Consider the following 22419-nt stretch of genomic DNA (forward strand, 5'->3'; position numbering starts at 1 on the left):
AGGCCACCACTACGGGCGCTCTCGCCATAGCCCTTGTTACAGTCATCCTACAGCCATCCCAGCACCCGCTCAGAGCTTGCCGAAGACGCGGCGTCCCTTCACCCGGGACGCTGTTACTGCGGGAGCCTCCCTCCCCTGGCTCGCCGAGTCCGCTTCGGCTTGCACAGCGACCGCTTGCTCGCTCAACCACCCGCGTGTCGCCAGCCAGCGCATGACGGCATCCGGCTCCACCCGCCCCTCCAGGACGTCATCGGGACGTTCAGCGTCGATCAGCACCGGGATCCTTTCGCCGTAACGGCGAAGCAGGGTGTCGTCTTCGCTGATCTCGATACGCTCGATGGTGAACTCCACCCGGGCAAGGGCACGCACCAGGGCTTCCATCTGCTCGCACAGATGGCAGCCCAGGGTGGTGTAGAGCGTCAGTACCATCACGACGCCTGCCGATGGCGGATGAGGAAGCAGTGGTGCAGGTCCGGCCGGCGGCTGAAGTCAGGGTCGAAGGTCTGACGCGAGATGTCCTTGACCTCGAAGTCGACGGCAAGCTCGTCATCCATCTGAAAGCGCCGCTGGTTGTTGGAGAACACCAGGGTACCGCCCGGCGCCAGCCGAGCCATGGCCAGGCGCACCAGGCGCGGGTGGTCCCGCTGGACATCCAGGGTGTCTTCCATCTTCTTGGAGTTGGAGAAGGTCGGCGGGTCCATGAAGATCAGGTCGAACTCGCCGCCTGCGGTCTCCAGCCAGCGCAGGCAGTCGTCGCGCACCACCTGGTGGCGCGACGGGTCGAGCCGGTTGAGCGCGAAATTGTCCCGCGCCCACTCCAGGTAGGTGTTGGACATGTCGACGCTGACACTGTCACTGGCGCCGCCCTCGGCCTCGCTGCCGAGCGCTGCCTGCACCGTGGCCGTGGCGGTGTAGCAGAACAGGTTGAGAAAGCGCTTGCCGGCAGCCATCTCGCCGAGCATACGGCGCACCGGGCGATGATCGAGAAACAGCCCTGTGTCCAGATAGTCACGCAGGTTGACCCATAGCGTCGCGCGACCTTCGGTGACCTGGAAGCGCTGGCCGCTGCGCCCCTGCTTCTCGTACTGGGACTTGCCCTGCTGACGCTTGCGCCGCTTGATCACCACCTTGCCGGGGTCCACTTCCAGCACCTCGGGAATCACCCCGAGGGCATCGAACAGACGCCGCTGGGCCTGGGACGGGTCGATGGACTTGGGCGCGGCGTACTCCTGGACGTGGACGTGATCGCCGTAGACATCGATGGCCAGGGCATACTCGGGCATGTCGGCGTCGTACAGCCGATAGCAGCTCTCGCCGCTGCGCTTGAGCCACTTGCGCAGCTTCTTCTGGTTCTTTTCCAGACGGTTGGCAAACATCTGGGCGCCCTCGCTACGAGGTGCCGTGGATGTTGCCTGGGTATCGGAGGATGCCGACCCTTCACCTGCCCCGGTGGCCGGGCTAGCATGGCCGTCGACCGCCGACGTTGCCTCAGCGTCATGGCGGCGACCCTGGCTCCGATCCTGGTTCTGATCCTGGTTCTGGCTCTGGCCATCGCGGCGTGCGATATCGATCAGCAACAGCTTGGCCTCGAGCGGGCCGTTTCTCAGCGCGTACTGCTTGTGGGCGCGCATGCCGAGACGGTGGCCAAGGTCCGGATTGCCGGTGAACAGCGCCAGGCGCCAGCCACCGAAGTCTGCCTTGAGCCGCTCGCCCAGGTCCGAATAGAGCCGCACCAGCTCCGGCAGCTCGCCGATACGCTCGCCGTAAGGCGGGTTGCTGATCACCAGCCCCGCAAGCTCGGGGTCGAGCACCCGCGGCCGCGCCAGGCGATGCACGCTGGCGCCATCGAGGTGGATCAGCGCCGGGATGCCGGCGCGCATGGCGTTGGTCTTGGCCGCCGACAGCGCCGGCGGGCTCTGGTCGAAGCCAAAGATCACCGAGCGCGCGCGTTTTCGTCCGATGCTCGCCCGGGCCTCGGCCTCGCGCAGGACCTCGCGCCACAGCGCCGGGTCGTGGCCGGCCCAGCGGGCAAAGCCGAAGCGCTCCCGGTTCAGGTTGGGCGCCATGTCGGCGGCCATCAGCGCAGCTTCGATCAACAGCGTGCCCGAGCCACACATGGGGTCAACCAGCGGCGCCCCCTGCTTGGCCAACTCCGGCCAGCCGGCGCGCACCAGCAGCGCCGCCGCCAGATTTTCCTTGAGCGGGGCGTGGCCGGTATCGCGACGATAGCCGCGCCGATGCAGGCTGTCGCCGGACAGGTCGATGCCCAGCGTCAAGCGGCCACGGTGCAGGTGGGCATACAGGCGCACGTCGGGATGACGGACGTCGACATCGGGACGCGCCTGGCCGGCCGCACCAAGACGGTCGACCACGCCATCCTTGACCGTCTGGGCGCCGAAGCGGGTGTGTCGAATCTCGTCACTGCGACCATGAAAGTCCACCGCAATGCTGGCACCGGCAGGCAGATGGCGCTGCCAGTCGACGGCGGCGGCGGCATCGTGCAGGGCATCCGGCGTTTCGACGCCTTCCGTCCGCGACAGACACAGGATGACCCTGTTGGCCAGGCGCGACCACAGACAGGCCCGGTAGGCACCCTCGAGATCGCCCTCGGCGTTCACGCCTGCCACGGTGGTCTTGCCCGGTGTCAAGCCGAATGTGACTAGCTCGTCGGCTAACAGTTGTTCGATGCCCCGCGGACAGGTTGCCAGAAGGTCAAGCTTCTCAGGCACTTGCTTCTCCTACATTAATGATGACTGCGAAAGCCATTATTCGGTTAACCATTTCATGACGACAAGGTGAACAGGTTGTTACAAAACAACAGTCGACAATGCCGAGCGGCTTACGCTATCAATGGAATGGTAGCTACGAGATACGACACATGTGTCCCTGTCAACAAGCCTTCATTTCGTGCGACTCGGGAGAGCCTGCACATCGCAGGGCTTGGGCATCACGGGCCTGCCGCTTGCATCCCCCGAATTTCCCGCAGGGGCAGGTCAGATTGGTACCTTTGTCACGAGGTAGACCCATGAAACGACAGAAACGTGATCGCTTCCAGCGTGCCTATGTACATGGCTACAAGGCCGGTCTCTCGGGTAGATCCCGCGATGACTGCCCCAGCCAGGACATCAATCTACGGGAATACTGGATGAGCGGTTGGCGTGAAGGTCGTGGGGACCAGTGGTCGGGCATGACGGGAGTGTCCGGCATTCACAAGAACCCCATGGTGCTCTGATAACGCAGTACTGTCGAGGTAAAGGAAAGACCCGCCAAGCCCATGGCACAAGACGCCATGGGCTTTTTGCTGCCCGCCCTTTCAGCGCGCCGACGCCAGCGCCCTGGCGCACTCCCGGACCAGCCCCGGTCCGCGGTAGATAAAGCCCGAATACACCTGCACCAGATCCCCCCCTGCCTGACGCTTGGCCACCGCCGCCTGGCCACTGTCGACGCCGCCGACGCCGATGATCGGCATGTCGGGCAACGCCTGGCGCAGCCGCTCGATCACAAGGTTGGAGGCGTCGAACACCGGGCAACCCGACAGTCCGCCCTGCTCATCGGCGTGCGCAAGCCCTTGCACCGCTTCACGGGATACCGTGGTGTTGGTGGCGATCACCGCGTCGATGCCATTGTCCGCCAGCGCCCGCGCCACCAGGACGACCTCTTCCTCGTCCATGTCCGGGGCGATCTTTACCGCCAGCGGCACACGACGCCCACTCTGTTCATCGAGGCGAGTGCCTGTCGAGCGCAGGCGTCCGAGCAACTCATCGAGGTGGTCGCCGAACTGCAGGTTGCGTAGCCCCGGGGTATTCGGTGACGAGATATTGACCGCCACGTAGTCGGCGTGGGCGTGAACCCGCTCCAGGCAGTAAAGGTAGTCGTCACCGGCGTCCTCCACCGAGGTGGTCAGGTTCTTGCCGATATTGATGCCGATCACCCCGCGGTAGCGGCTGGCCTTTACCTGCTCCACCAGGTGATCCACGCCGAGGTTGTTGAACCCCATGCGATTGATGATGGCGCCACGCTCGGGCAGGCGGAACAGCCGGGGCTTGGGGTTGCCGGACTGGGCCCTGGGGGTCACGGTGCCGACCTCGACGAAGCCGAAGCCCAGCGCCCCCAGGGCGTCGAGGTGATCGGCGTTCTTGTCGAGCCCCGCCGCCAGGCCGATACGGTTGGGGAAGCTCAAGCCCATCACGTTGACCGGATCGTCCACGCGGGCACCTGCCAGCAACCGCGTCGCCTTCACGCGCGCCGCCCAGTCCAGCGACGTCAAGGACAGGCCGTGGGCCCGTTCGGGATCCAGGCGAAACAACAGGGAGCGGGCGAGATCGTACATGGCGTCTCCGAGGCGAAAAAGGACGAGGGCGCGCGGCCGGGCGCGAGTATAGCGCAGCCGCGACGCCACGACGACTTCCTGAATCAGACCTCAGCCGTTTTGCCCAAACGGGCTTTCATCCCAGGTCGTCAGTGTCCAATGTCCCCTTCGGTAAACAGAAACTCGCGTAGATACTTGTCCATGGCGGGATCCTTGCGGCGCAGCCACTCCAGGGTCATGGCCGCGTGCTCCTTTTCCTCATCACGGTTATGTTCGAGGATCTTGCGTAGATCTTCGTCCTGACAGGCGTCAACTCGCTGGTTGTACCAGTCGACTGCCTCCAGTTCCTCCATCAACGACACGATGGCGCGATGATAATCCCGGGTCTGCGCCGTCAACTCTTCCACCGGTTCGTGGTAGCCCTCGCTCGATCCAGCCATTCGCCACTCCTTTTCTTTGTAAATAGTTGTGTTCTACTAACTCCATCAACGTAGGACACGATCGTTGTCTTGTCAGTCAGCGACATATGCCGGGAGGGCCCATGACAGAAGTGACCGAGACGTTTGAAAGCCAGCTGTCGCGCATCCACCTGGCCCTGGAAGACGAGAACCCCCAGGAGGTCTCCGAGGCCCTGGAGGATCTCGAACCCGCCGAGGTCGCCCTGCTGCTCGAATCGCTGCCGCTGAGCGAGCGCATCAGGCTATGGGAACAGGTACCAGCGGAGGACGACGGCGAAGTCCTGCTGCACGTCCATGACGAGGTGCGCAGCACCCTGCTCGAGGACATGGACCCCGAGGAGATCGTCGCCGCCACGGCAAGCCTGGACACCGCCGACCTGGCAGAGCTGTTCGAGGACCTGCCCAAGCAGGTGGCCGAGGACATGCTGCGCACCATGGACGAGATGCAGCGCACTCGTCTGCAGGAGACCCTGTCGTTCGAGGAAGACAGCGCCGGGCGCCTGATGCGTACCGACGCCATCGGGGTGCGCTCCGACGTCACCCTCGAGACGGTACAGCGCTTTCTGCGCTGGAAGGAGTCGATCCCGGACAACACCGACAACCTGATGGTGGTGGACCGCATCGGCCACTTCGTCGGCGTGCTGCCGCTGGCCCGGCTGGTTTCCCACGACCAGGAGACCTCGGTGGCGGAGCTGATGGACGCCGACGTCGACGTCATCCAGGGCGACATGAAGTCCCGCGACGTGGCCACCCTGTTCCAGACCCACGACCTGACGTCGGCCCCGGTGGTGGACAACGACGGCATGTTGATCGGCCGTATCGTCATCGACGATATCGTCGACGTCATCCAGGAGAACTCCGAACAGGCGCTGATGAACATGGCCGGCCTCGACGAGGAGGAAGACCTGTTCGCGCCGGTTTTGCCCAGCGCCAAGCGCCGTGCGGTATGGCTCGGTATCAACCTGCTGACCGCCTTTCTCGCCGCCTGGGTCATCGGTCAGTTCGAGGATGCCCTGGAGAAGGTGGTGGCGCTGGCGGTACTGATGCCGATCGTCGCCAGCATGGGCGGCATCGCCGGCAGCCAGACCCTGACCCTGGCCATTCGCGGCCTCGCCCTTGGCCAGATCAGCAAGACCAACAGCAACTGGCTGCTGCGCAAGGAGGTCGGCATTGCCCTGCTCAACGGTGTCGTCTGGGCCCTGGTGGTGGCGGTGCTGGCGGTGCTCTGGTTCAAGAGCGTGGCGATCGGCGTGATCATCGCCGCCGCCCTGGTCATCAACATGCTGGCCGCCGGGGTCTGCGGCATCGTGATTCCCCTCGTGCTCAAGCGCATGAACATCGATCCAGCGCTGTCCGGCTCGGTCATTCTGACCACCGTCACCGACGTGATCGGCTTCATGTCCTTCCTCGGCCTGGCGACGATCTTCCTGCTGTAGCGCTTCGCTGAGCGGCATCATCGCTCGGCCATCACGACCGGCCATCACTGCCCCCACGGGCACTGGTGGCCGATCGGTGCTCCCGCCACCTGCGTCGCTAGTCTGCCGGCACCTGCCTCCCGCTTGGTGCGCCCCTCGTCTGCTATCGCTTATCTACCGGCGCTTGTCTACCGACTCTTGTCTCCCGCTTGGTGCGCCCCTCGTCTGCTGTCTCTTATCTACCGGCTCTTGTTTGCCATCCCTTGCCTGCCGTCTCCTGTCTGCGACACCCCCCGTCGCCGGTACGCTACTCTTGTGCTGCTGTGCTGATTCGTTAGCATGGTCAGCAAGGCGCGGGTGACAAGCGCCCATCCCTGCTGGAAACAGGGATCCCCAAGACGGAAAAGGAGAGACCGCATGATGATCAAGACTCGCCCCATGATGCTTGCCCTCGGCGCCGTTGCCGCCCTCGGCCTGGCCGGCTGCGCCAGCGACAGCGCCTCGATGGAGAAAGAGAGCACCGACTACATCGTCACCGGGCTCGGCGACGATCGCCAGGAAGCCCTGGAAGAGGCCAAGGAACGCGCACTGGAGCAGTGCGAGGCCCAGGATCGCGACGAATTCATCATCGAGGAGCAACAGGTGCTTGGCCCCAACACCAGCCCGGAAAAGCGTGAGCGCGCCGAGGCCATGGTCGAAGGCGGCACCGTCAACGAAGACACCAACCTGGCGGCGCTGAACGACGACAGCGAAGGCTTCAAGGCGATCTGGAGCATCAGCTGCCGTTAAGCCCCGGTCCGTTGGTTGCCGACAAGGCCTACGAAGGCCAGACGCAAGAAGGGCGCCCCTGGGGGCGCCCTTCTTGCGTTGTGTGAACCAACGTCACGGATTCACTCGATCGGTGTCGGCTACGACGAGGACGCCCGTCGGGCGTCCTCGCGTGGTCGACTCACTGACCCGGGGTCTAGACCTCGCTGTTGCTCTCGGCCAGATCCACCAGCTCACGCACCGCCACGGCAAACAGCGGGAAGCCGCCCTGGGCGCCACTGTCGACCTCGTTGATCAGGCGGCACCAGCGCTTGTGCATGGACTCGTGGTGCTTGAGCCACTGATCGACACGTCCGGCGGTATCGCGGGCGCCGCTCTCCATCTTCATCACGCTGGCGGTCAACGCCATCTGCTGACGCTCGATGTCGTCGCGGAAGGTCTCCCGCGCCTGCGCCTGCCAGCTATCCTTCACCGGCAAGGCGGTAACCTGCTGGATCATCCACGGCAGCTCCAGACGGGCGCCGATCTCGTAGCAGACCTCGGCCACCTTCTGCGGCTTCTCGTTGACCTGGCGGGCGGTCTGGATGATGCCCAGCGCCGCGTACAGGCTATCGGCCGCGGCCACGGTGGAGGCCAGCGCCTCGGGCACCCCGGCGTCGACGAGTTCGTCACGGCGGGCCTGCCAGGCCTCGAGCTCCTCGCCACGCAGACGCTTGCCGATATTCTCCTGCAGCTGGGCAATACGCGGCTGGTAGTACTCGATGCAGTCACCGGCAGCCTGGCCCGAACGATGGCGCAGGAACCAGCGTGAAGCGCGGCGAATCATGCGCATCAGGTCGAGCATCATTCCGTACTGGATATCGGTCGAGACCTGATTGTCGAGCGCTTCGATCTGCTCCCACAGCTTGGGCAGCTGGAAGCTGTCACGGGCGATGACGTAGGCCCGCGCGATGTCCGCACGCCCCATGCCGGTGGAGTCGATCAGCCGGCGGGTGAACACGATGCCCATGTGGTCGACCAGATCGTTGGCCAGCTGGGTCGCCACGATTTCGCGCTTCAGGCGGTGGCTCAGGACCTGGTCGCGGTAGCGCTCCACCAGGCTCTGGGGGAAGGCCCGGGTGGCGTGCTGGGCGATGATCTCGTCGTCGGGCACGTCGGAGGCGATCAGGTCGCCCTTGAGCGTGCTCTTGGCGTAGGAGATCAGCACCGACAGCTCCGGCAACACCATGCCCTGGTCATTGGCGGAACGCTCCTGGAGCTCCTCGTCGGAGGGCAGGAACTCGAGTTCGCGATCGATCTGACCGGCCGCTTCCAGTTCGCTGATAAAGCGGCGATAGGGCCCGATCCCCTGGTGGGACAGCCGCTCGGACAGATCCAGCGCCAGGGTCTGACGATAGTTGTCGGTCAGCACCAGCTCGCTGACTTCCTCGGTCATGTCCGCCAGCAGCTGATTGCGCTGCTTGTCGGTCATGTCACCGTTGGCCACCACCTCATCGATCAGGATCTTGATGTTGACCTCATGGTCGGAGCAGTTGACCCCGCCGGCGTTGTCGATGAAGTCGGTGTTGACGCGCACACCACGCGCCGCCGCCTCCATGCGCCCGCGCTGGGTCAGGCCAAGGTTGCCGCCCTCTCCTACCACTCGGCAGTTCAGTTCCTTGCCGTCGATGCGCAGCACGTCGTTGGCCTTGTCGCCGACCTCGGCGTCGGTCTCGGTGCTGGCCTTGACGTAGGTGCCGATGCCGCCGTTCCAGATCAGGTCGACCTTCGAGCGCAGCATCGCCTGGATCAGCTCATTGGGCGGCAGCTTGTCTTCGCTGATGCCGAAGACCTCCTTCATCTGCGGCGTGATCTTGATCGACTTGGCCGCACGGGAGAAGACGCCGCCGCCTTCGGAGATCAACGAAGTGTCATAGTCTTCCCAGCTGGAGCGCGGCATCTCGAACAGGCGCTTGCGCTCCTTGAAGGTGCTGGCCGCATCCGGCGTCGGATCGACGAAGATGTGCATATGGTTGAAGGCACCGACTAGGCGAATGGTCTCGGACAGCAGCATGCCGTTGCCGAAGACGTCACCGGCCATGTCACCGATACCGACCACGCTGAACTCGTCGGACTGGGTATTGATGCCGAGGCCACGGAAGTGACGCTTGACCGACTCCCAGGCGCCCTTGGCGGTGATGCCCATCTTCTTGTGGTCGTAGCCGTTGGCGCCGCCGGAAGCAAAGGCGTCACCCAGCCAGTGGCCATACTCGATGGAAATCTCGTTGGCGATGTCGGAGAAGGTGGCGGTGCCCTTGTCGGCCGCCACTACCAGGTAGGGGTCGGCCTCGTCGTGGCGTACCACGTTCTTCGGCTCGACGACCTCGCCACCGACCAGATTGTCGGTCACGTCCAGCAGCGCGCGGATGAAGGTCTGGTAGCAGGCGATGCCTTCCTTCTGGGTGGTCTCGCGATCGGCACCTTCCGGCATGCGCTTGCACACGAAGCCGCCCTTGGCCCCCACCGGCACGATCACCGAGTTCTTGACCTGCTGCGCCTTGACCAGCCCGAGCACCTCGGTACGGAAGTCCTCGTGGCGATCCGACCAGCGCAGGCCGCCACGGGCGACCTTGCCACCGCGCAGGTGAACACCCTCGACCCGCGGAGAGCAGACGAAGATCTCGAACATCGGGCGCGGCTTGGGCATGCCGGTGACCTTGGACGGTTCCAGCTTGAACGACAGGTAGTCCTTGAAGCCGCCGTCTTCGGTCTTCTGATAGTAGTTGGTGCGCAGGGTCGCCTGGATCAGCTCCACGTAACGACGCAGCAGCCGGTCGTCGTTGAGGCTGGCGACGTCGTCGAGCAGGCCATTGATGCGCTCGACACAGGCCTCGATCTCACCCTCGGCGGGACGATCCTCGGGATCGAAGCGCAGCTCGAACAGGGTCACCAGCTCGCGGGTGATCTGCGGGTGGGCCACCAGTGCATTGGCGATGAAGTTCTGGGAGATGCCGAAGCGGATCTGCTTCAGATAACGCGCGTAGGAGCGCAGCATCGCCACTTCACGCCAGTCGAGGTTGGCGCCGATGATCAGGCGGTTGAAGCGGTCATTGTCCGCCTCGCCGGCCCAGATGCGCTGGAAGGCCTCGATGAACGGCTTGCGCATCTCCTGCAGGTTGACCTCGGTGTCGGTGTGATGCTCCAGATCGAAGTCGTGGATCCAGTAGCTCTCGTCCACCGCCTCGACCTCGTAGGGGCGTTCACCGATGACCCTGAGCCCCAGGTTTTCCATCATCGGCAGCACGTCGGACAGCGGAATCGGCTTGCGCTTGTGGAACAGCTTGAGGTTGACGCCGCTGCCCTCTTCCTCGATCAGTCGGTACAGCGACAGCGCCAGCGGCTTGCCGTTGTCCAGCTCGCCGATGTGCTGCAGGTCGTACACCGCGGTGCGAGCGCTGAAGTCTTCCTGGTAGCTGGCCTGGAAGGCGTCGCGGAAGCGATCCAGCAGCTGGTTGGCGTGTTCCTCGCCGAAGCCTTCGATGGCGGCATTGAGCAGATCGTCACGCCAGTTGCGGGCGAGCCGCGCCAGTTTCTCTTCCAGCGCCTTGATGTCGTAGTCGGTCGGCGTGTCGCCGTTGAAGCGCAGGATGAACTGGATCCGCGCCAGCACCGATTCGGACAGGTAGGTGTTGAAGTCACCGAAGGTGGCGTCGAGTTCCTCGCACAGCAGGTTCTGCAGACGCAGACGAAGCTCGGTGGAGAACACGTCGCGCGGCACGAATACCAGGCACGAATAGAAGCGACCGAAGCGATCCTCGCGGATGAACAGCCGCACCCGGCGACGTTCACGGATATCGAGGATACCCAGCGCCGTCTGGGCCAGCTCGTCGGTGTCGATCTGGAACAGGTCGTCGCGGGGATAGACCTCGAGGATCTGGGTCAGCTGCTTGCCGTTGTGGCCCTTGGGGTTGAAGCCGGCGATATCCATCACCGTCTTGAGCTTGCGCCTCAGGATCGGAATATGACGCGGCGAGTCGTTGTAGACCCCAGCGGTGAACAGCCCCAGAAAGCGACGCTCGCCGATGACGTTGCCCTTGTCGTCATAGCGATCGATGGTCACGTAATCCGGATAGGTGGGACGGTGGACGCGGGCGTGGAAGGCGCTCTTGGCGAATGACAGAAGCTGCGGCACCAGCACGTAGCGATCGCCCTCGACCCCCTGGTCGGTGCGGATACGCTGGCGATACTGAGCATCGGACAGACGGAACAGACCGAGCTCGCTGCCGTCGACCTGATTGAGGCTCTGGCCACCGTTGTCCTTGTCGACGGTGAACTCGTCATAGCCGAGGAAGGTGAAGTTGTCTTCCAGCATCCATTCGAGGAAGGCCACCGCCTCGTCATGATCGGCCTTGTCGATCGGGCCTGGGCAGCAGCTATTGAGCTCGTCGATGGTCTCGCGGATGCGCGCGCGCATCGGATCGAAGTCCGCCACCGCCGTGCGCACTTCCTTCAGCACCTCGTGGATGCTCTGCTCGATGGCCGCCAGCTCCTCGGGGTCGGAGTGACGATCCACCTCGATGGCGATCAGCGACTCACGATGCTCGGGGGCGTCCTTTTCACCCGGAGACGACACACGCTCGACCCGGTGCTGCTTGTCACGAGCGACCGACAGGACTGAATTGTGGATGGCGTGGACGGTCATGCCACGACGGTTGAGCTCGATGCGCACCGAGTCGACCAGAAACGGCATGTCTTCGTGCAGCACCGCGACAAAGGTGTGGGTCGACTGCCAGCCGTGCTCCTCGAAGTCAGGGTTCATGACCTTGACCTTGGGTGAGGCCGGATCGAACTGCTGCAGGAAGTGCCACACCGACAGGGTGGCGCCGTACAGATCATCCAGGCGCCGCTCGCTCAGATCCTCCAGCGGCACCGTGGAGTAGAAATGGCGAGCGAAGTCACCCACCAGACCGGCCTTTTCCTGATCGAGGCGTCCTTCCAGCTTTTCCTCGAGTTGCTTGAGCAGATCCTCGCGACTGTCATCCTGTGCGACGTGTAACATCCTCACCTCGGTTGGCGGCGGCCACTTCACTGTGGCCTGTGTAAAGGTAGTGACGAGCGTGCTGCGCGGCGCTACGCATCCGGCGCTCCCGGCGCATTCGGCAAGCTTACGCCAATCCCCACCCCACCCCCATCCAGATGCCCGCCTTCTCATGGAGCATGACGGTTACGCATCCCCCCTTGACAGCACGCTTGCGTTAGGCTCGTTGGCGCCTCAGGAGCGCCGTTCCAGCAAGACCCCGCACTCACAGTGATGGGTGAAGGGGAACTGGTCAAACAGAGCGAAACGAACGATGCGGTGCGTCCTGGTGAGCTGTTCGAGATTGACGGCCAGGGTGTCCGGATTGCATGAAATATAGACGATACGCGGGTATTCACTCAGTTGATCACAGCTGTCGGCGTCCAGACCGGCCCGCGGTGGGTCCACCAGCACTGTGGAGAAGTCATAGTCACCCAGGCACATCTCGTCCACTCGCCGGCCTGTTTTCTCCCCTTTGAGCGCAGAAGAGAAGTCTTCGGCAGACATCCGCGCGACAAAGGCATTGGTCACCGCGTTGGCCTCGAGATTGACCCTGGCGCTTGCCACCGAGGTGCGCGAGATCTCGGTGGCCAGAACCCGGCGAAAATTCTCTGCCAGGGCGATGGTGAAGTTGCCGTTGCCGCAGTAGAGCTCGACCAGGTCCTGCTGCTGGCTGCCCGCGGTCACCTCCCGTGCCCAGGACAGCATGGAGGCGCAGATGCGCGCATTGGGCTGGGTAAAGCTGTTTTCCACCTGCTGGTAGTGCAGTACCTGTCCGTCCACCTCGAGACGTTCCCACACGTGGTCGCGGGTCAGCACCAGCCGCTGCTTGCGTGAGCGGCCGATGATCATCACCCCAAGCTCGCGCTCGAGTTCCCGGGCATCCCGCTCCCAGTCTTCTTCCAGCGGGCGGTGGTAGATCAGGCTGATCAACGTCTCACCCGCCAGGGTGGTCAGAAACTCCACCTGAAACAGCTTGCGCCGCATCACCGGGTTGTCACGGATGGCGTCGAGCAGCGCCGGCATAAGGGCATTGATGCGTTCACTGGCCACCGCGAACTGGTCCATGCGTACCAGCCGCTTGTCGTCGGGGTCCTCGGGATTGACCTCGAACATCACATAGTAGAGATCGTCGCCCTCATGCCAGACGCGAAACTCGCAGCGTTGCCGGTAGTGACTCGGCGGTGACGGATACACCTCGAGCTCGGGCGGAGAAAACCGCGCAAACTGCTCGACCAGGCGATCACGCTTGGCGGCGAGCTGTTCGGCATAGCGTTCGGGTTCAACGACGGGTATGGCCACGGAAACTCCTGGAAAAACGATGAACAATAAACATATGACGTGGGCGATGACGGCGTGGTCAACGCCGCTGCCGAACGGTGTACAAGAGGTGGGTCAAGCGCTGGGCACGTCCAGCAGACAAGGGGCCGCAAAGCCGAAGGACGCAAGCCCTCGCGTCAGCCTTTCCGAGGCGTCCGTCGCACCTGACGAATCCCGCAATAGACTCGTGACCCAGGCCGCATCGAGGCCCTGTCGGGCATCCGGGCCCACCGCCACCTGGGCCGTCCGTCGGGCAATGGCGTCGCCGGAGTCTACCCAGGTGACGGCCCGCGGCATGGCCTCGTCGAGCCAGCGACGCAACAAGGGAAAGTGGGTACACCCCAGCACCACCGTATCGATACGGGCATCCTCCACAAGCGCTGCCAGCGCCTGGCGAACCACCGCAGGATCGATAGCGTGCCCCTGGATGGCGCGCTCCGCCTCGGCCACCAGCGCGTCGGCGGCCACCTTCTCGACCTGACAGTGCGGCGCATAGCTGTCGATCAGCCGCTGGGTGTAGGGCCGGGCGACCGTTGCGCTGGTGGCCAGCAGTGCCAGATGCCCACTGCGACTGGCCTGGGCGGCCGGCTTGATCGCCGGCACCGTGCCCACCACCGGCACGTCCAGGCGCTCGCGCAAGGCCTCCAGTGCCAGGGTGCTGGCGGTATTGCAGGCCACCACCAGGGTATCGGCACCGGTACGATTCACCGCCGCCTCGCACACCGCGACGATCCGCTCGACCAACCAAGGGTCCGGCCGCGTACCGTAGGGCAGCATGGCGTTGTCGCAGCAGTAGGCAAGCGCCGTATCGGGCAGATGGCGTCTGAGCGCCGCCACCACGGAAAGCCCGCCCACGCCGGAGTCGAACACCAGCACAGGTCCGGCCATCAAGCCTCCTCCCTGACGGGCAAAGCCCATGCCCACCGCCACTGCCGGACGGCGGGGAGATATCCCCCACGATCGGATCGGGCCGCCATCGAGGCCGACCGGAGACGGGGAAGGAGGTGGGGCAAGAGGCTGAGCAAGGGAAACGGCGCCTGAATCAACATGGGCGCCATTCTACCCGACATTGGCGGACCTGCATAAGCGCAGCAAGGGCGCCCACGGATACGCCAGCGCGCCGAGGTGAGCGCAGACGTCATGCGGCCCGAACCGGAGTTCGGGCCGACGACGTGATGCTCGAGAAGCAAGGGGAAAACAAGGGAAAAACCGATCAGGCGGGTACCGGCTCCTCGCGTAGCTCGGCATAGAGTTCAGGGTAGGCGGCCTGGAGTCGCTCAAGTTCGGCGGTGGCGTTCTCCGGCAGGGCGTGGGCCAGGCGATCGAGGTCTTCGTCCGAGAAGTGCTCGCTGATCAGCGGGAACAGTTCCTCACGCTCTTGGCGAAGGTAAGCACGGTGGCTGTCCAGGTACTGCTTGAGGTCATCGGCAAACTGGTCCATGGGGATGGCGACATCCATCAGGATCATGTCGATGTCACGGGACAGGCGCGTCAGCCGGGCCTTGAGCTTGCGGTAGTCGCCGGACAGCTGCTCGGCCACTGCCTCGCTTTCGGGGGCCAGCTCCTTGAGACGGTCGGTACAGATCTGCTCCAGGGGCAGGGTGAAACCCGCCATGTAGTCGAGAATATAGTCAACCACCTCCCTGACGAGCTGGAAGTTGGGCCGCTCTCCCTGCGCGAGGGTCTTTTGCTTGAGTTGCAGGACGTGCAGTATGCGCGCCATGTTGGCATGATCCCGTCGCAGTTGCTTTAGCATGGGCATGACGGAAACCTCCTGTGGTCAGCATGAGCTGAAGGCACCCTAGCTTAGACTGGCCTTCTCGGGTCAGGTTCCGGATCGTGCGGGAACCGGAATGTATCACCCTAGACGCATAATCGAGTTTTTGCCCGACGAAAATTGCCACATTCAGAAGGGTTGATTTCCTACAGACCGCCTGAGCGTTGACGTCTGGCGCTCAATTCATTCTTCTCAGGAGTCGTCGATGGACATGTTCGAACAGGCCCACCAGGCAGACGCCGCGCCCCTGGCCTGGCGCATGCGCCCGAGGTCCCTGGACGACTACGTGGGCCAGCCGTCGCTGGTGGGGCCAGGCAAACCATTGCGGCGCATGGTAGAAGCCGGCCAGGTACGCTCGATGATCCTGTGGGGGCCACCCGGCGTCGGCAAGACGACCCTGGCCGATATCCTCGCCAGCGCCTCCAGCGCACGGCTGGAGCGCTTGTCGGCGGTCATGGCCGGGGTCAAGGACATTCGCGAGGTGGTGGAGCGCGCCCGGGTGGCCCAGGGCCAGGGACAGACCACGGTATTGTTTCTCGACGAGATCCACCGCCTCAATAAGAGTCAGCAGGACGCCCTGCTGCCCCACGTCGAGTCAGGCCTTCTGACGCTGATCGGCGCCACCACCGAGAACCCCTCCTTCGAGGTCAATTCGGCGCTGTTGTCCCGGGCCCGTGTCCATGTGCTCAAGGCGCTGGACGAGGCCGCGCTGATCGAGGTCATGCGCCGCGCCCTGGCCGACCCCGAGCGCGGCCTTGGTCACCGCGACATCCGCGTCGACGACGAGGTGCTGGCGATACTGGCGCGCGCCTCGGCCGGCGACGCCCGGCGCGCCCTGGGCCTTCTGGAGACCGCCTGCGACTTCACCCAGGCGGAAGGCGGTGCTGAGCGTCTGCCCCGCGAGGCGCTCGAGGACGTCATCGGCCACACCGCCAGCGCCTTCGACAAGCAGGGCGATCACTACTACGACCTGCTGTCGGCACTGCACAAGTCGGTACGCTCATCGCGCCCCGACGCCGCCCTTCTGTACATGGCCCGCTTCATCCAGGGCGGTGGCGATCCGCTGGACGTCATCCGTCGCCTGGCGGCCATCGCCTCGGAGGACGTCGGCAACGCCGACCCGCGTTGCCTGCCACTGGTCATGTCGGCCTGGGATGCCTACCTGCGTCTGGGCGACTACGAAGGCCAGCGCGCCATCGCCCACGCCGCCATCCACCTGGCGGTAGCGCCCAAGAGCAACGCCATCGACCAGGCCTGGAAGAAGGCCCAGGCCTTTGTCGCGGCCCAGCCGAGCCTGGAGGTACCGACCTACCTGCGCAACGCACCGACCAAGCTGATGGCTTCCCTGGGCCACGGCGATGGCTACCGCTACGCCCACGCCGAGCCCAACGGCTACCCGGCGGGGTCGGCCCACAACTGCTGGCCCGAGGCAGTGCCGACCGAGCGCTTCTACCGCCCCACCGATCACGGCCAGGAAGAGCGTTTCGCTCGCATCATGGCCTGGCGGGCGCAGCTCGATGAGGCCGCAGATAGCGGATGAGATAGCAGCGGAGGTGGCAGCTCAGATACCACTTGAGAAAAACCATCTGTCTTCGACGTGGGAAGGAAATAGGCCGCTGCAGCACAACCAGGCATCGTAAGGAGCGAGCCAGGACCGCGACTACTGTGGGACTCAAGTGCCCATGGTGGGCACCCGATGCTCCGGAGGGACTGTCATGTCGGCCACCCAGCTACAGCAAGCTCGTCAGATCCTGGTACAGAACGCCCGTCACCCCAACCATCACGACGTGCTGCTGGCCTACGCCCGCCAGCAGGCGACACCCGCGGTACGTCGTGCGCTGTTCAAGCTGCTGTTCGGACCGAACTGAGGCCCACTGTCTGCCACATGTTGACCGCTCAGGCCGGCGCCTCTGGCCAGGTCTGGGCCGCCCACGCCGACCCAAAGGGACAAGTTCGCCGGCCACGTTGATCAGCCCTTGGGTGCCTCGCCCGGCTCAGCCGCCGACGGCGACTCCTGCTCCCAGCCGGGTTCGACGGGCGTTGGCTCGATAGCGGCGGCGTCTTCATCAGACTCGTGATGGTTCACCTCGAGCACGCCATCGTGGTAGCCGTCTTCATCGAAGTAAGGCACGTACTGACCTTCCTCCGCTGGCGGCCCCACCATGGGCTCGGCCACGTCCACGTCCGGCACCACGTCGGACAGGTCTTCCATATGCTCGTGCTCCTTGGCGCCCGCCACCCACTCGTCGGTGACCACGAATTCCGCACCCACCGACGACAACGGCGTCGCCGGGGAGAACGGCACCACCGGCACCGGCGCCGGACGCACCAGGCGACGCCAGGCGAAGAACAGCACCAGGGCGCCACCGAGGGCGCCGAAGGCCATGAAAAGGGCGGTATCGCCAAGCGCCGCCATCACCGGGCTGACCAGCGGCGGACTGACCGAGGAGCCAAGCGCGCTGATCAGCAAAAGCCCCTGACTCATGGGCACCAGGGCGCCGGCGGGGGCACGGTCCGCCGAGTGGCTGACCGATACCGGATACAACGAAAAGACGCCACCGCCCAGCAGGAACAGCAGCGCGGCCAGCCCCCAGCTCGGCAACGGCAGCAGCAGCACCGCCAGCGAGATGGCCAGGCAGAACAGACCGATCAGGATCAGCACCAGCTGGCGGTCGTGACGATCCGACCAGCGGCCCACCGGATACTGCAGCAGCATGGCGCCGAGTACCGTTATCGCCATCAGCTGGCCGACCTCGGCCAGATCAAAGCCGGTACGCTGCAGATACAGCGGCATCAGGGCGTACACCGCAGCCGCCAGCATGCCGGAACCGAAGGCCCCCACTACCCCGGTGGGGGTGAGGATCATCAGGCGCAGCGGCGACAGCGGCTCGACCTTGTCGAGCAGTGGCGTGACCCGCGGAATCATCGCCATCGGCAGCACCGACAGCGAGGCCAGGGCACCGATGACCATGAAGGGGGCCGTTTCGCCCATATTCTGGGTGATGCCCAAAAGCAGCTGACCGAGCACACCTGAGCCGTACAGGGCGATCATGTACAGCGCCAGCAGACGCCCGCGCACCTTGGAGTCTCCGGAGGCCAGCAGCCAGCTCTCGATCACCAGGAAGACCCCGACCGTGGCCCAGCCACCTACCAGACGCAGCCCGAACCAGGCCACCGGATCCAGGATCAGCCCCTGCAGCAACACCGTCACCGCCACCAGCGAGGCGAAGCTGCCGTAGGCACGAATATGGCCGATAGCGAGCAGCAGCCGGTCGTTGAACAGGGCACCCAGGCCAAGACCGATGAAGTAGGCGCCGGAGACCCAGCCGATGACCACCGGCGATTCACCGGCGGCGTCCAGGCGCAGGGTGATAAGTGAAGACAGAAAACCGTTGCCGATGCCCAGAATGAATAGCCCCAGAACGGGGGGCAGGGCCATGGCCAGGAGTTGGGGAGACATGAGGAGTCGGGCTCCAGCGATGCGGACGACGCGGACGGCGGCGGCGGGTGGGTGTTGATGTTTCGAGTCCGTCCGTCACGGTGCGTATCGACGACTCTTGGGCGGCGAATATACCCCCCTTTTCGCGCCTGTCAATGTCTTTCGAAGGGCGTCACCCATGCATCTGTAACGCATTGTTGGTCAAGCATAAATCCGGCCTCAGTGACTCGTGTCACGGCGCATCAGAACCACATCGGCCGCGGGGAAGTCGACACTCATGCCGAGTGCCTCGGCCAACCAGCGAAAGCTCGTCTCGCTGAAGAACACCACATGGGTGGGATCACGAATATAGTGCCAGCGGGCAAAGTCCTCCGGCGTGCGCTTGGTCATCAGCCCCAGCCAGCCACCGGGTCGCAGTTGTCGGGCCAGCGCAAACAGCACCGGGCCGGGTGCGAACAGGTGCTCGACCACCTCGGTGGCGGTGATGAAATCGTAATACCGCTTCAGGTTCTCCGGCGCGGGATGGTAGTAGGGATCATGGATCCGAGTGGGAAACCCCGCCTCCTCGAACATCAGCGACAGCGTCGGACCGGGCCCCGCACCGAAATCGAGCCCCTCGGCACCCGGCGACAGACGATCGCTCAGGGGATCAAACAGACGACTCAGAAAACGACGATAGCCGGGATCATCCGGGCGGTTGTCGTGCTGATCGTAGACCGCCTTCTCGGCCTGCGGTCCCAGGCGCTGCTCGGGAGGCACCGCCACCAGGTCACATACCGAGCAGCGAAAATAGTCGCGGCGCCCGTCCGCATGAAAGTGGTGCGTCGTCGGGTTTGCGCATAGCGGACAGCTTGGCATCGTCGTATTCTCTGGGACTTGGATCATTTGTGGAGAGAGGCATGCTGTCAGGTCTAGATCACCTGGTCATCACCGTGACCGATATTTCCCGCGCCGTGGACTTCTACACCCGCGTTCTGGGCCTGGACGTCCGCTATCGCGATACCGAGCGGGTCGACCTGATGCTCGGCGAGCTGGCCCTGCGCCTGCACTGGACCGCCACCGACGTGACCCCCAGGGCCGCCACCCCTACTCCAGGCAGCCTCGACGTCTGTTTCAAGAGCCATCTGCCGCTGGCTGAGGTGAAGGCTCACCTCGATGCCCTGTCGGTCGAGGTGGAACTGGGCCCCGTGGAACGTCAGGGTGCCACCGGCAAGATCGAGTCGCTGTATCTTCGCGACCCGGACGGCAACCTGCTGGAGATCAGCCGTCCGCTCAAACAGGAGTAACGTCGGTCGTCCCTGCGGGTCGCTTCGCCTGTCATGGCAATGCGGCACAGGCTGGGTATGATAACGGGGCCGTATGACATGCACCCAAGGGACCATGGATGAGCCAACACGACCTTACGCCTCAACGACCCACTGTCGAGCCTCCCTCACCTGGCGACACGCCCCCCGCCGACACCACCATGTCGCTGGTGGGCTACGCGTTGCTGCTGGCAAACCTGGTCACCGGCTTCACCGCGGTGATCGGGGTGATCATCGCCTACGTCTACCGTGGCAAGGGCCCCGAGTGGCTAGACGAGCACTATCGCTACCAGATCCGTACCTTCTGGATAGGCCTGCTCTACGGCATCGTGGCCTCGATCCTGACCTTGATCGTGATCGGCCTGCCGCTGCTGCTGGCCCTGGCGGTGTGGTTGATCGTGCGCTGCGTCAAAGGCTTCAAGGCACTGCAGGAAAAGCGCGCTCCGGACAATGTGGAAAGTTGGTTGATCTGATATGAACGTCCCCTGGCAACAGCGACTCCAGGCTACCGCGATATCACGCCTGTGGCGGATACTGTCACGTCTGTCACCGACGACCCTATGGCGACTCAGCGTCGCCCTGGTCAATGTGGCCTACCCCCTGCTCAAGCGCGAACGCGCGGTGACCAGGCTCAATCTGGAAGTGGTCTATCCCGACCTTACCGAGGCCCGTCGCGCCACCCTGGGGCGCGAAAGCCTCAAGCATTCCACCGCCACCATGCTGGAACTCGGCTTTGCCTGGCAGGGCGACCCAGACCGAGTGGCCGACAGCATCGTCGAGGTACATGGCCGCGAACTGCTGGATGATGCCCGCGCCGAGGGCAAGGGCGTGATCATCCTGGCGCCTCACTTCGGCAACTGGGAGGTGCTGAACTTCTGGCTGTCGAGCCACTTCTCCTTCACCGCCATGTACGAGCCGCCCAAGCTGGCACCGCTGGACCCGATCATCCGCGCCGGGCGCGAGCGCTGCGGCGCCAGCCTGGTGCCGACCAACCCGCGAGGCGTGGCGGCGCTGCTCAAGGCGCTCAAGCGATCCGAGGCCGTCGGCATCCTGCCCGATCAGGAACCCAGCTGGGGCAGCGGCGTGTTCGCGCCGTTCTTCGAGCGCCCCGCCTACACCGCCACCCTGTTACCCAAGCTGGTGTCGCGCACCAATGCAAGGGTCGTGACCGGCGTCGCTCTGCGCCGTCCCGGGCGGGGCTTCGCGCTGTACTTCCTGGCCGCCGACGAGCGCGTCTACGATGAAGACGAGACCATCTCCTGCAGCGGGGTCAATGCCAGCATCGAGGCGGTGATCGCACTCGACCCGGCCCAGTACCAGTGGGAATACAAGCGCTACACCAAGACCCTGGAAGAACAACGTGGCGATCCCGACTTCCGCCGTTACCGCCTCTACAGCTCGAGGAACATGAAGTGACGACAGCGTCAGTGTCGCCGCCGCCGGAGACCCGCGTCGGCCACGTCCTCTATCTGCTCTACCTGGCAGGACTGGTGAGCGGTTTCGTGACGCTGTTGATCGCGCTAGTCGTCGCCTATGTCTATCGCACCGACGCCGCCCCCTGGCTGCGTGCCCACTACCAGTTTCTGATCAGCACCTTCTGGATCGGCCTGCTCTACATGGTCGCCGCGGTGGTACTGTCGGTGCTGATCATCGGCCTGGCGCTACCCCCGCTGCTGGTCACCGCCTGGTTCGTGATCCGCTGCATCATCGGCTGGCGTGCCCTGCACCAGCGCCTGCCGCCGCCCAGACCATCCAGCTGGCTATGGTAGGCGCGGCAATGCCAGCACTAAGAATTTGCGAGCACGGCCTATTCAAATAACGTACGAACACGCGCTAAAGCATCATCGACGACGTGATCCGGGGCAGACTCAACTCTGCGCGCTCCGCGCGCTTCAAGATCGACAGTCCTGATCTGATTGACCAGCACTACCCCCTGCGTACGGGTCCCGCTCAGAGGTACCGCAAAGCCTGCGTAGCGCGCGAAGTTGCCACCTTGGGTGATGGGTGCCACGACCACCGTACCAAAATGATTGAAAGCTATTGGCGTCAACACTAGCGCAGGGCGAAAGTCACCTCGCTGCTCGCGTCCTTCGGTCGGATTGAGGGGAACTCGCACAATATCGCCACGGCTATATTTGTCACGCTTCATTCTTCACGCCCTACCGGGGCCATTTCCTGCCAGCCTGCCAGGTCTTCAGGCTCGGGAGCCTCGGGATCACAGCGTGCCAGCAATTCCTCCAGGGAATACTTTGGCTTTGACGCCACAGGCTTCAACACCAACCTGTGGGAAGTTTCCTCGACTTCCAGCAAATCCCCATCGCTGAGGCCCAGCTGTCGAAGCAATTCAACTGGCAACCTGATGGCGGCACTATTGCCCCACTTCTGAATCTTGAGTTCCATATCACTCCCCTCCTGTACGTATCTACACAGTAGATACGCGCTGCCTCGACCGCAAGCTCGTGCGTCAACTTCGCCTGTTACCGCTCAGTAACCTGCCCACCCCAACGCCGTCGCTAATCGGCGACACGGAACCCGAACTGGCACAAATCCTCAAATGCACTCCGATGACATCT

Annotated in this window: 21 protein-coding genes; 9 read left to right on the forward strand and 12 right to left on the reverse strand. The window is 64.2% G+C overall.

The features are described from left to right. Positions 1-69: 69 nt before the first annotated feature. Both NFI08_RS11270 and rlmKL read right to left on the reverse strand, forming a co-directional pair. On the reverse strand, positions 70-429 hold the full coding sequence (locus NFI08_RS11270; RefSeq protein ID WP_349589415.1) for a glutaredoxin family protein: 360 nt from the start codon (positions 427-429) through the stop codon (positions 70-72). Further along, positions 429-2729: a bifunctional 23S rRNA (guanine(2069)-N(7))-methyltransferase RlmK/23S rRNA (guanine(2445)-N(2))-methyltransferase RlmL gene (gene rlmKL, locus NFI08_RS11275; protein ID WP_349589418.1), complete on the reverse strand. Its 2301-nt coding sequence runs from the start codon at positions 2727-2729 to the stop codon at positions 429-431. The genes NFI08_RS11270 and rlmKL overlap by 1 nt, the downstream gene beginning before the upstream one ends. Before the next feature lie 296 nt (positions 2730-3025). Here rlmKL and rmf point away from each other — a divergent pair, with 296 nt between their 5' ends. Next, complete coding sequence (gene rmf, locus NFI08_RS11280) at positions 3026-3232, forward strand: ribosome modulation factor (RefSeq protein WP_045994893.1); 207 nt, start codon at positions 3026-3028, stop codon at positions 3230-3232. A gap of 81 nt (positions 3233-3313) precedes the next feature. Here the strand turns inward: rmf and NFI08_RS11285 are convergent, their stop codons facing one another. Together NFI08_RS11285 and NFI08_RS11290 are read right to left on the reverse strand one after the other, a co-directional pair. Continuing rightward, positions 3314-4330, reverse strand: a complete 1017-nt coding sequence (locus NFI08_RS11285; RefSeq protein WP_349589422.1) for a quinone-dependent dihydroorotate dehydrogenase — start codon at positions 4328-4330, stop codon at positions 3314-3316. Positions 4331-4458: 128 nt separating this feature from the next. Then, positions 4459-4749: an encapsulin-associated ferritin-like protein gene (locus NFI08_RS11290; RefSeq protein WP_045994894.1), complete on the reverse strand. Its 291-nt coding sequence runs from the start codon at positions 4747-4749 to the stop codon at positions 4459-4461. Positions 4750-4850: 101 nt separating this feature from the next. Between NFI08_RS11290 and mgtE the strand changes: the two genes are divergently transcribed. Beyond that, positions 4851-6203 (forward strand): magnesium transporter, encoded by a 1353-nt coding sequence (gene mgtE / locus NFI08_RS11295; RefSeq protein WP_108131584.1) that lies wholly within the window; start codon positions 4851-4853, stop codon positions 6201-6203. Between the two features lie 396 nt (positions 6204-6599). Next, complete coding sequence (locus NFI08_RS11300) at positions 6600-6971, forward strand: hypothetical protein (protein ID WP_045994896.1); 372 nt, start codon at positions 6600-6602, stop codon at positions 6969-6971. Positions 6972-7146: 175 nt separating this feature from the next. On the opposite strand, the gene NFI08_RS11305 is transcribed toward NFI08_RS11300, so the two are convergent. From NFI08_RS11305 to NFI08_RS11320, 4 genes are all read right to left on the reverse strand, one after another. Beyond that, positions 7147-11988, reverse strand: coding sequence for an NAD-glutamate dehydrogenase (locus tag NFI08_RS11305; RefSeq protein WP_349589427.1), 4842 nt, complete (start codon positions 11986-11988; stop codon positions 7147-7149). Between the two features lie 213 nt (positions 11989-12201). Then, positions 12202-13308, reverse strand: a complete 1107-nt coding sequence (gene trmA / locus NFI08_RS11310) for a tRNA (uridine(54)-C5)-methyltransferase TrmA (protein WP_253555700.1) — start codon at positions 13306-13308, stop codon at positions 12202-12204. A gap of 93 nt (positions 13309-13401) precedes the next feature. Beyond that, positions 13402-14214: a glutamate racemase gene (gene murI, locus NFI08_RS11315; protein WP_045994899.1), complete on the reverse strand. Its 813-nt coding sequence runs from the start codon at positions 14212-14214 to the stop codon at positions 13402-13404. A 325-nt stretch (positions 14215-14539) separates the two neighbouring features. Next, positions 14540-15082, reverse strand: coding sequence for a hemerythrin domain-containing protein (locus NFI08_RS11320; protein ID WP_045994910.1), 543 nt, complete (start codon positions 15080-15082; stop codon positions 14540-14542). 226 nt (positions 15083-15308) lie between these two features. On the opposite strand from NFI08_RS11320, the gene NFI08_RS11325 reads away from it, so the two are divergent. Beyond that, a complete protein-coding gene (locus NFI08_RS11325) occupies positions 15309-16643 on the forward strand; it encodes a replication-associated recombination protein A (RefSeq protein WP_349589431.1) in 1335 nt (444 codons plus the stop codon). A 175-nt stretch (positions 16644-16818) separates the two neighbouring features. Further along, positions 16819-16971 (forward strand): hypothetical protein, encoded by a 153-nt coding sequence (locus tag NFI08_RS11330; RefSeq protein ID WP_156088597.1) that lies wholly within the window; start codon positions 16819-16821, stop codon positions 16969-16971. A 101-nt stretch (positions 16972-17072) separates the two neighbouring features. Here NFI08_RS11330 and NFI08_RS11335 read toward each other — a convergent pair whose 3' ends face one another. Next, on the reverse strand, positions 17073-18563 hold the full coding sequence (locus NFI08_RS11335) for an MFS transporter (RefSeq protein WP_349589434.1): 1491 nt from the start codon (positions 18561-18563) through the stop codon (positions 17073-17075). 198 nt (positions 18564-18761) lie between these two features. Continuing rightward, the gene (locus tag NFI08_RS11340) at positions 18762-19400 is read right to left on the reverse strand and encodes a class I SAM-dependent methyltransferase (RefSeq protein ID WP_349589437.1); all 639 of its coding nucleotides are present in this window, start codon (positions 19398-19400) and stop codon (positions 18762-18764) included. Positions 19401-19441: 41 nt separating this feature from the next. Here NFI08_RS11340 and NFI08_RS11345 point away from each other — a divergent pair, with 41 nt between their 5' ends. The 4 genes from NFI08_RS11345 (at position 19442) to NFI08_RS11360 (ending at position 21615) form a co-directional block, all read left to right on the forward strand. After that, a complete protein-coding gene (locus NFI08_RS11345) occupies positions 19442-19828 on the forward strand; it encodes a VOC family protein (RefSeq protein WP_108131577.1) in 387 nt (128 codons plus the stop codon). 98 nt (positions 19829-19926) lie between these two features. Further along, a complete protein-coding gene (locus NFI08_RS11350; RefSeq protein ID WP_045994904.1) occupies positions 19927-20319 on the forward strand; it encodes a DUF4870 family protein in 393 nt (130 codons plus the stop codon). A gap of 1 nt (position 20320) precedes the next feature. Next, positions 20321-21262 (forward strand): lysophospholipid acyltransferase family protein, encoded by a 942-nt coding sequence (locus tag NFI08_RS11355; protein WP_349589439.1) that lies wholly within the window; start codon positions 20321-20323, stop codon positions 21260-21262. Then, complete coding sequence (locus NFI08_RS11360; RefSeq protein ID WP_349589442.1) at positions 21259-21615, forward strand: DUF4870 family protein; 357 nt, start codon at positions 21259-21261, stop codon at positions 21613-21615. Before NFI08_RS11355 ends, NFI08_RS11360 begins: the two co-directional genes overlap by 4 nt. Before the next feature lie 38 nt (positions 21616-21653). Here the strand turns inward: NFI08_RS11360 and NFI08_RS11365 are convergent, their stop codons facing one another. Beyond that, the gene (locus NFI08_RS11365) at positions 21654-21995 is read right to left on the reverse strand and encodes a type II toxin-antitoxin system ChpB family toxin (RefSeq protein WP_349589445.1); all 342 of its coding nucleotides are present in this window, start codon (positions 21993-21995) and stop codon (positions 21654-21656) included. Then, complete coding sequence (locus NFI08_RS11370; RefSeq protein ID WP_349589447.1) at positions 21992-22246, reverse strand: AbrB/MazE/SpoVT family DNA-binding domain-containing protein; 255 nt, start codon at positions 22244-22246, stop codon at positions 21992-21994. Before NFI08_RS11370 ends, NFI08_RS11365 begins: the two co-directional genes overlap by 4 nt. Between the last annotated feature and the right edge of the window lie 173 nt (positions 22247-22419).

It is taken from the genome of Halomonas sp. EF61, assembly GCF_040147045.1.
In the GTDB taxonomy this organism is placed as follows: Bacteria; Pseudomonadota; Gammaproteobacteria; order Pseudomonadales; family Halomonadaceae; genus Halomonas; species Halomonas litopenaei.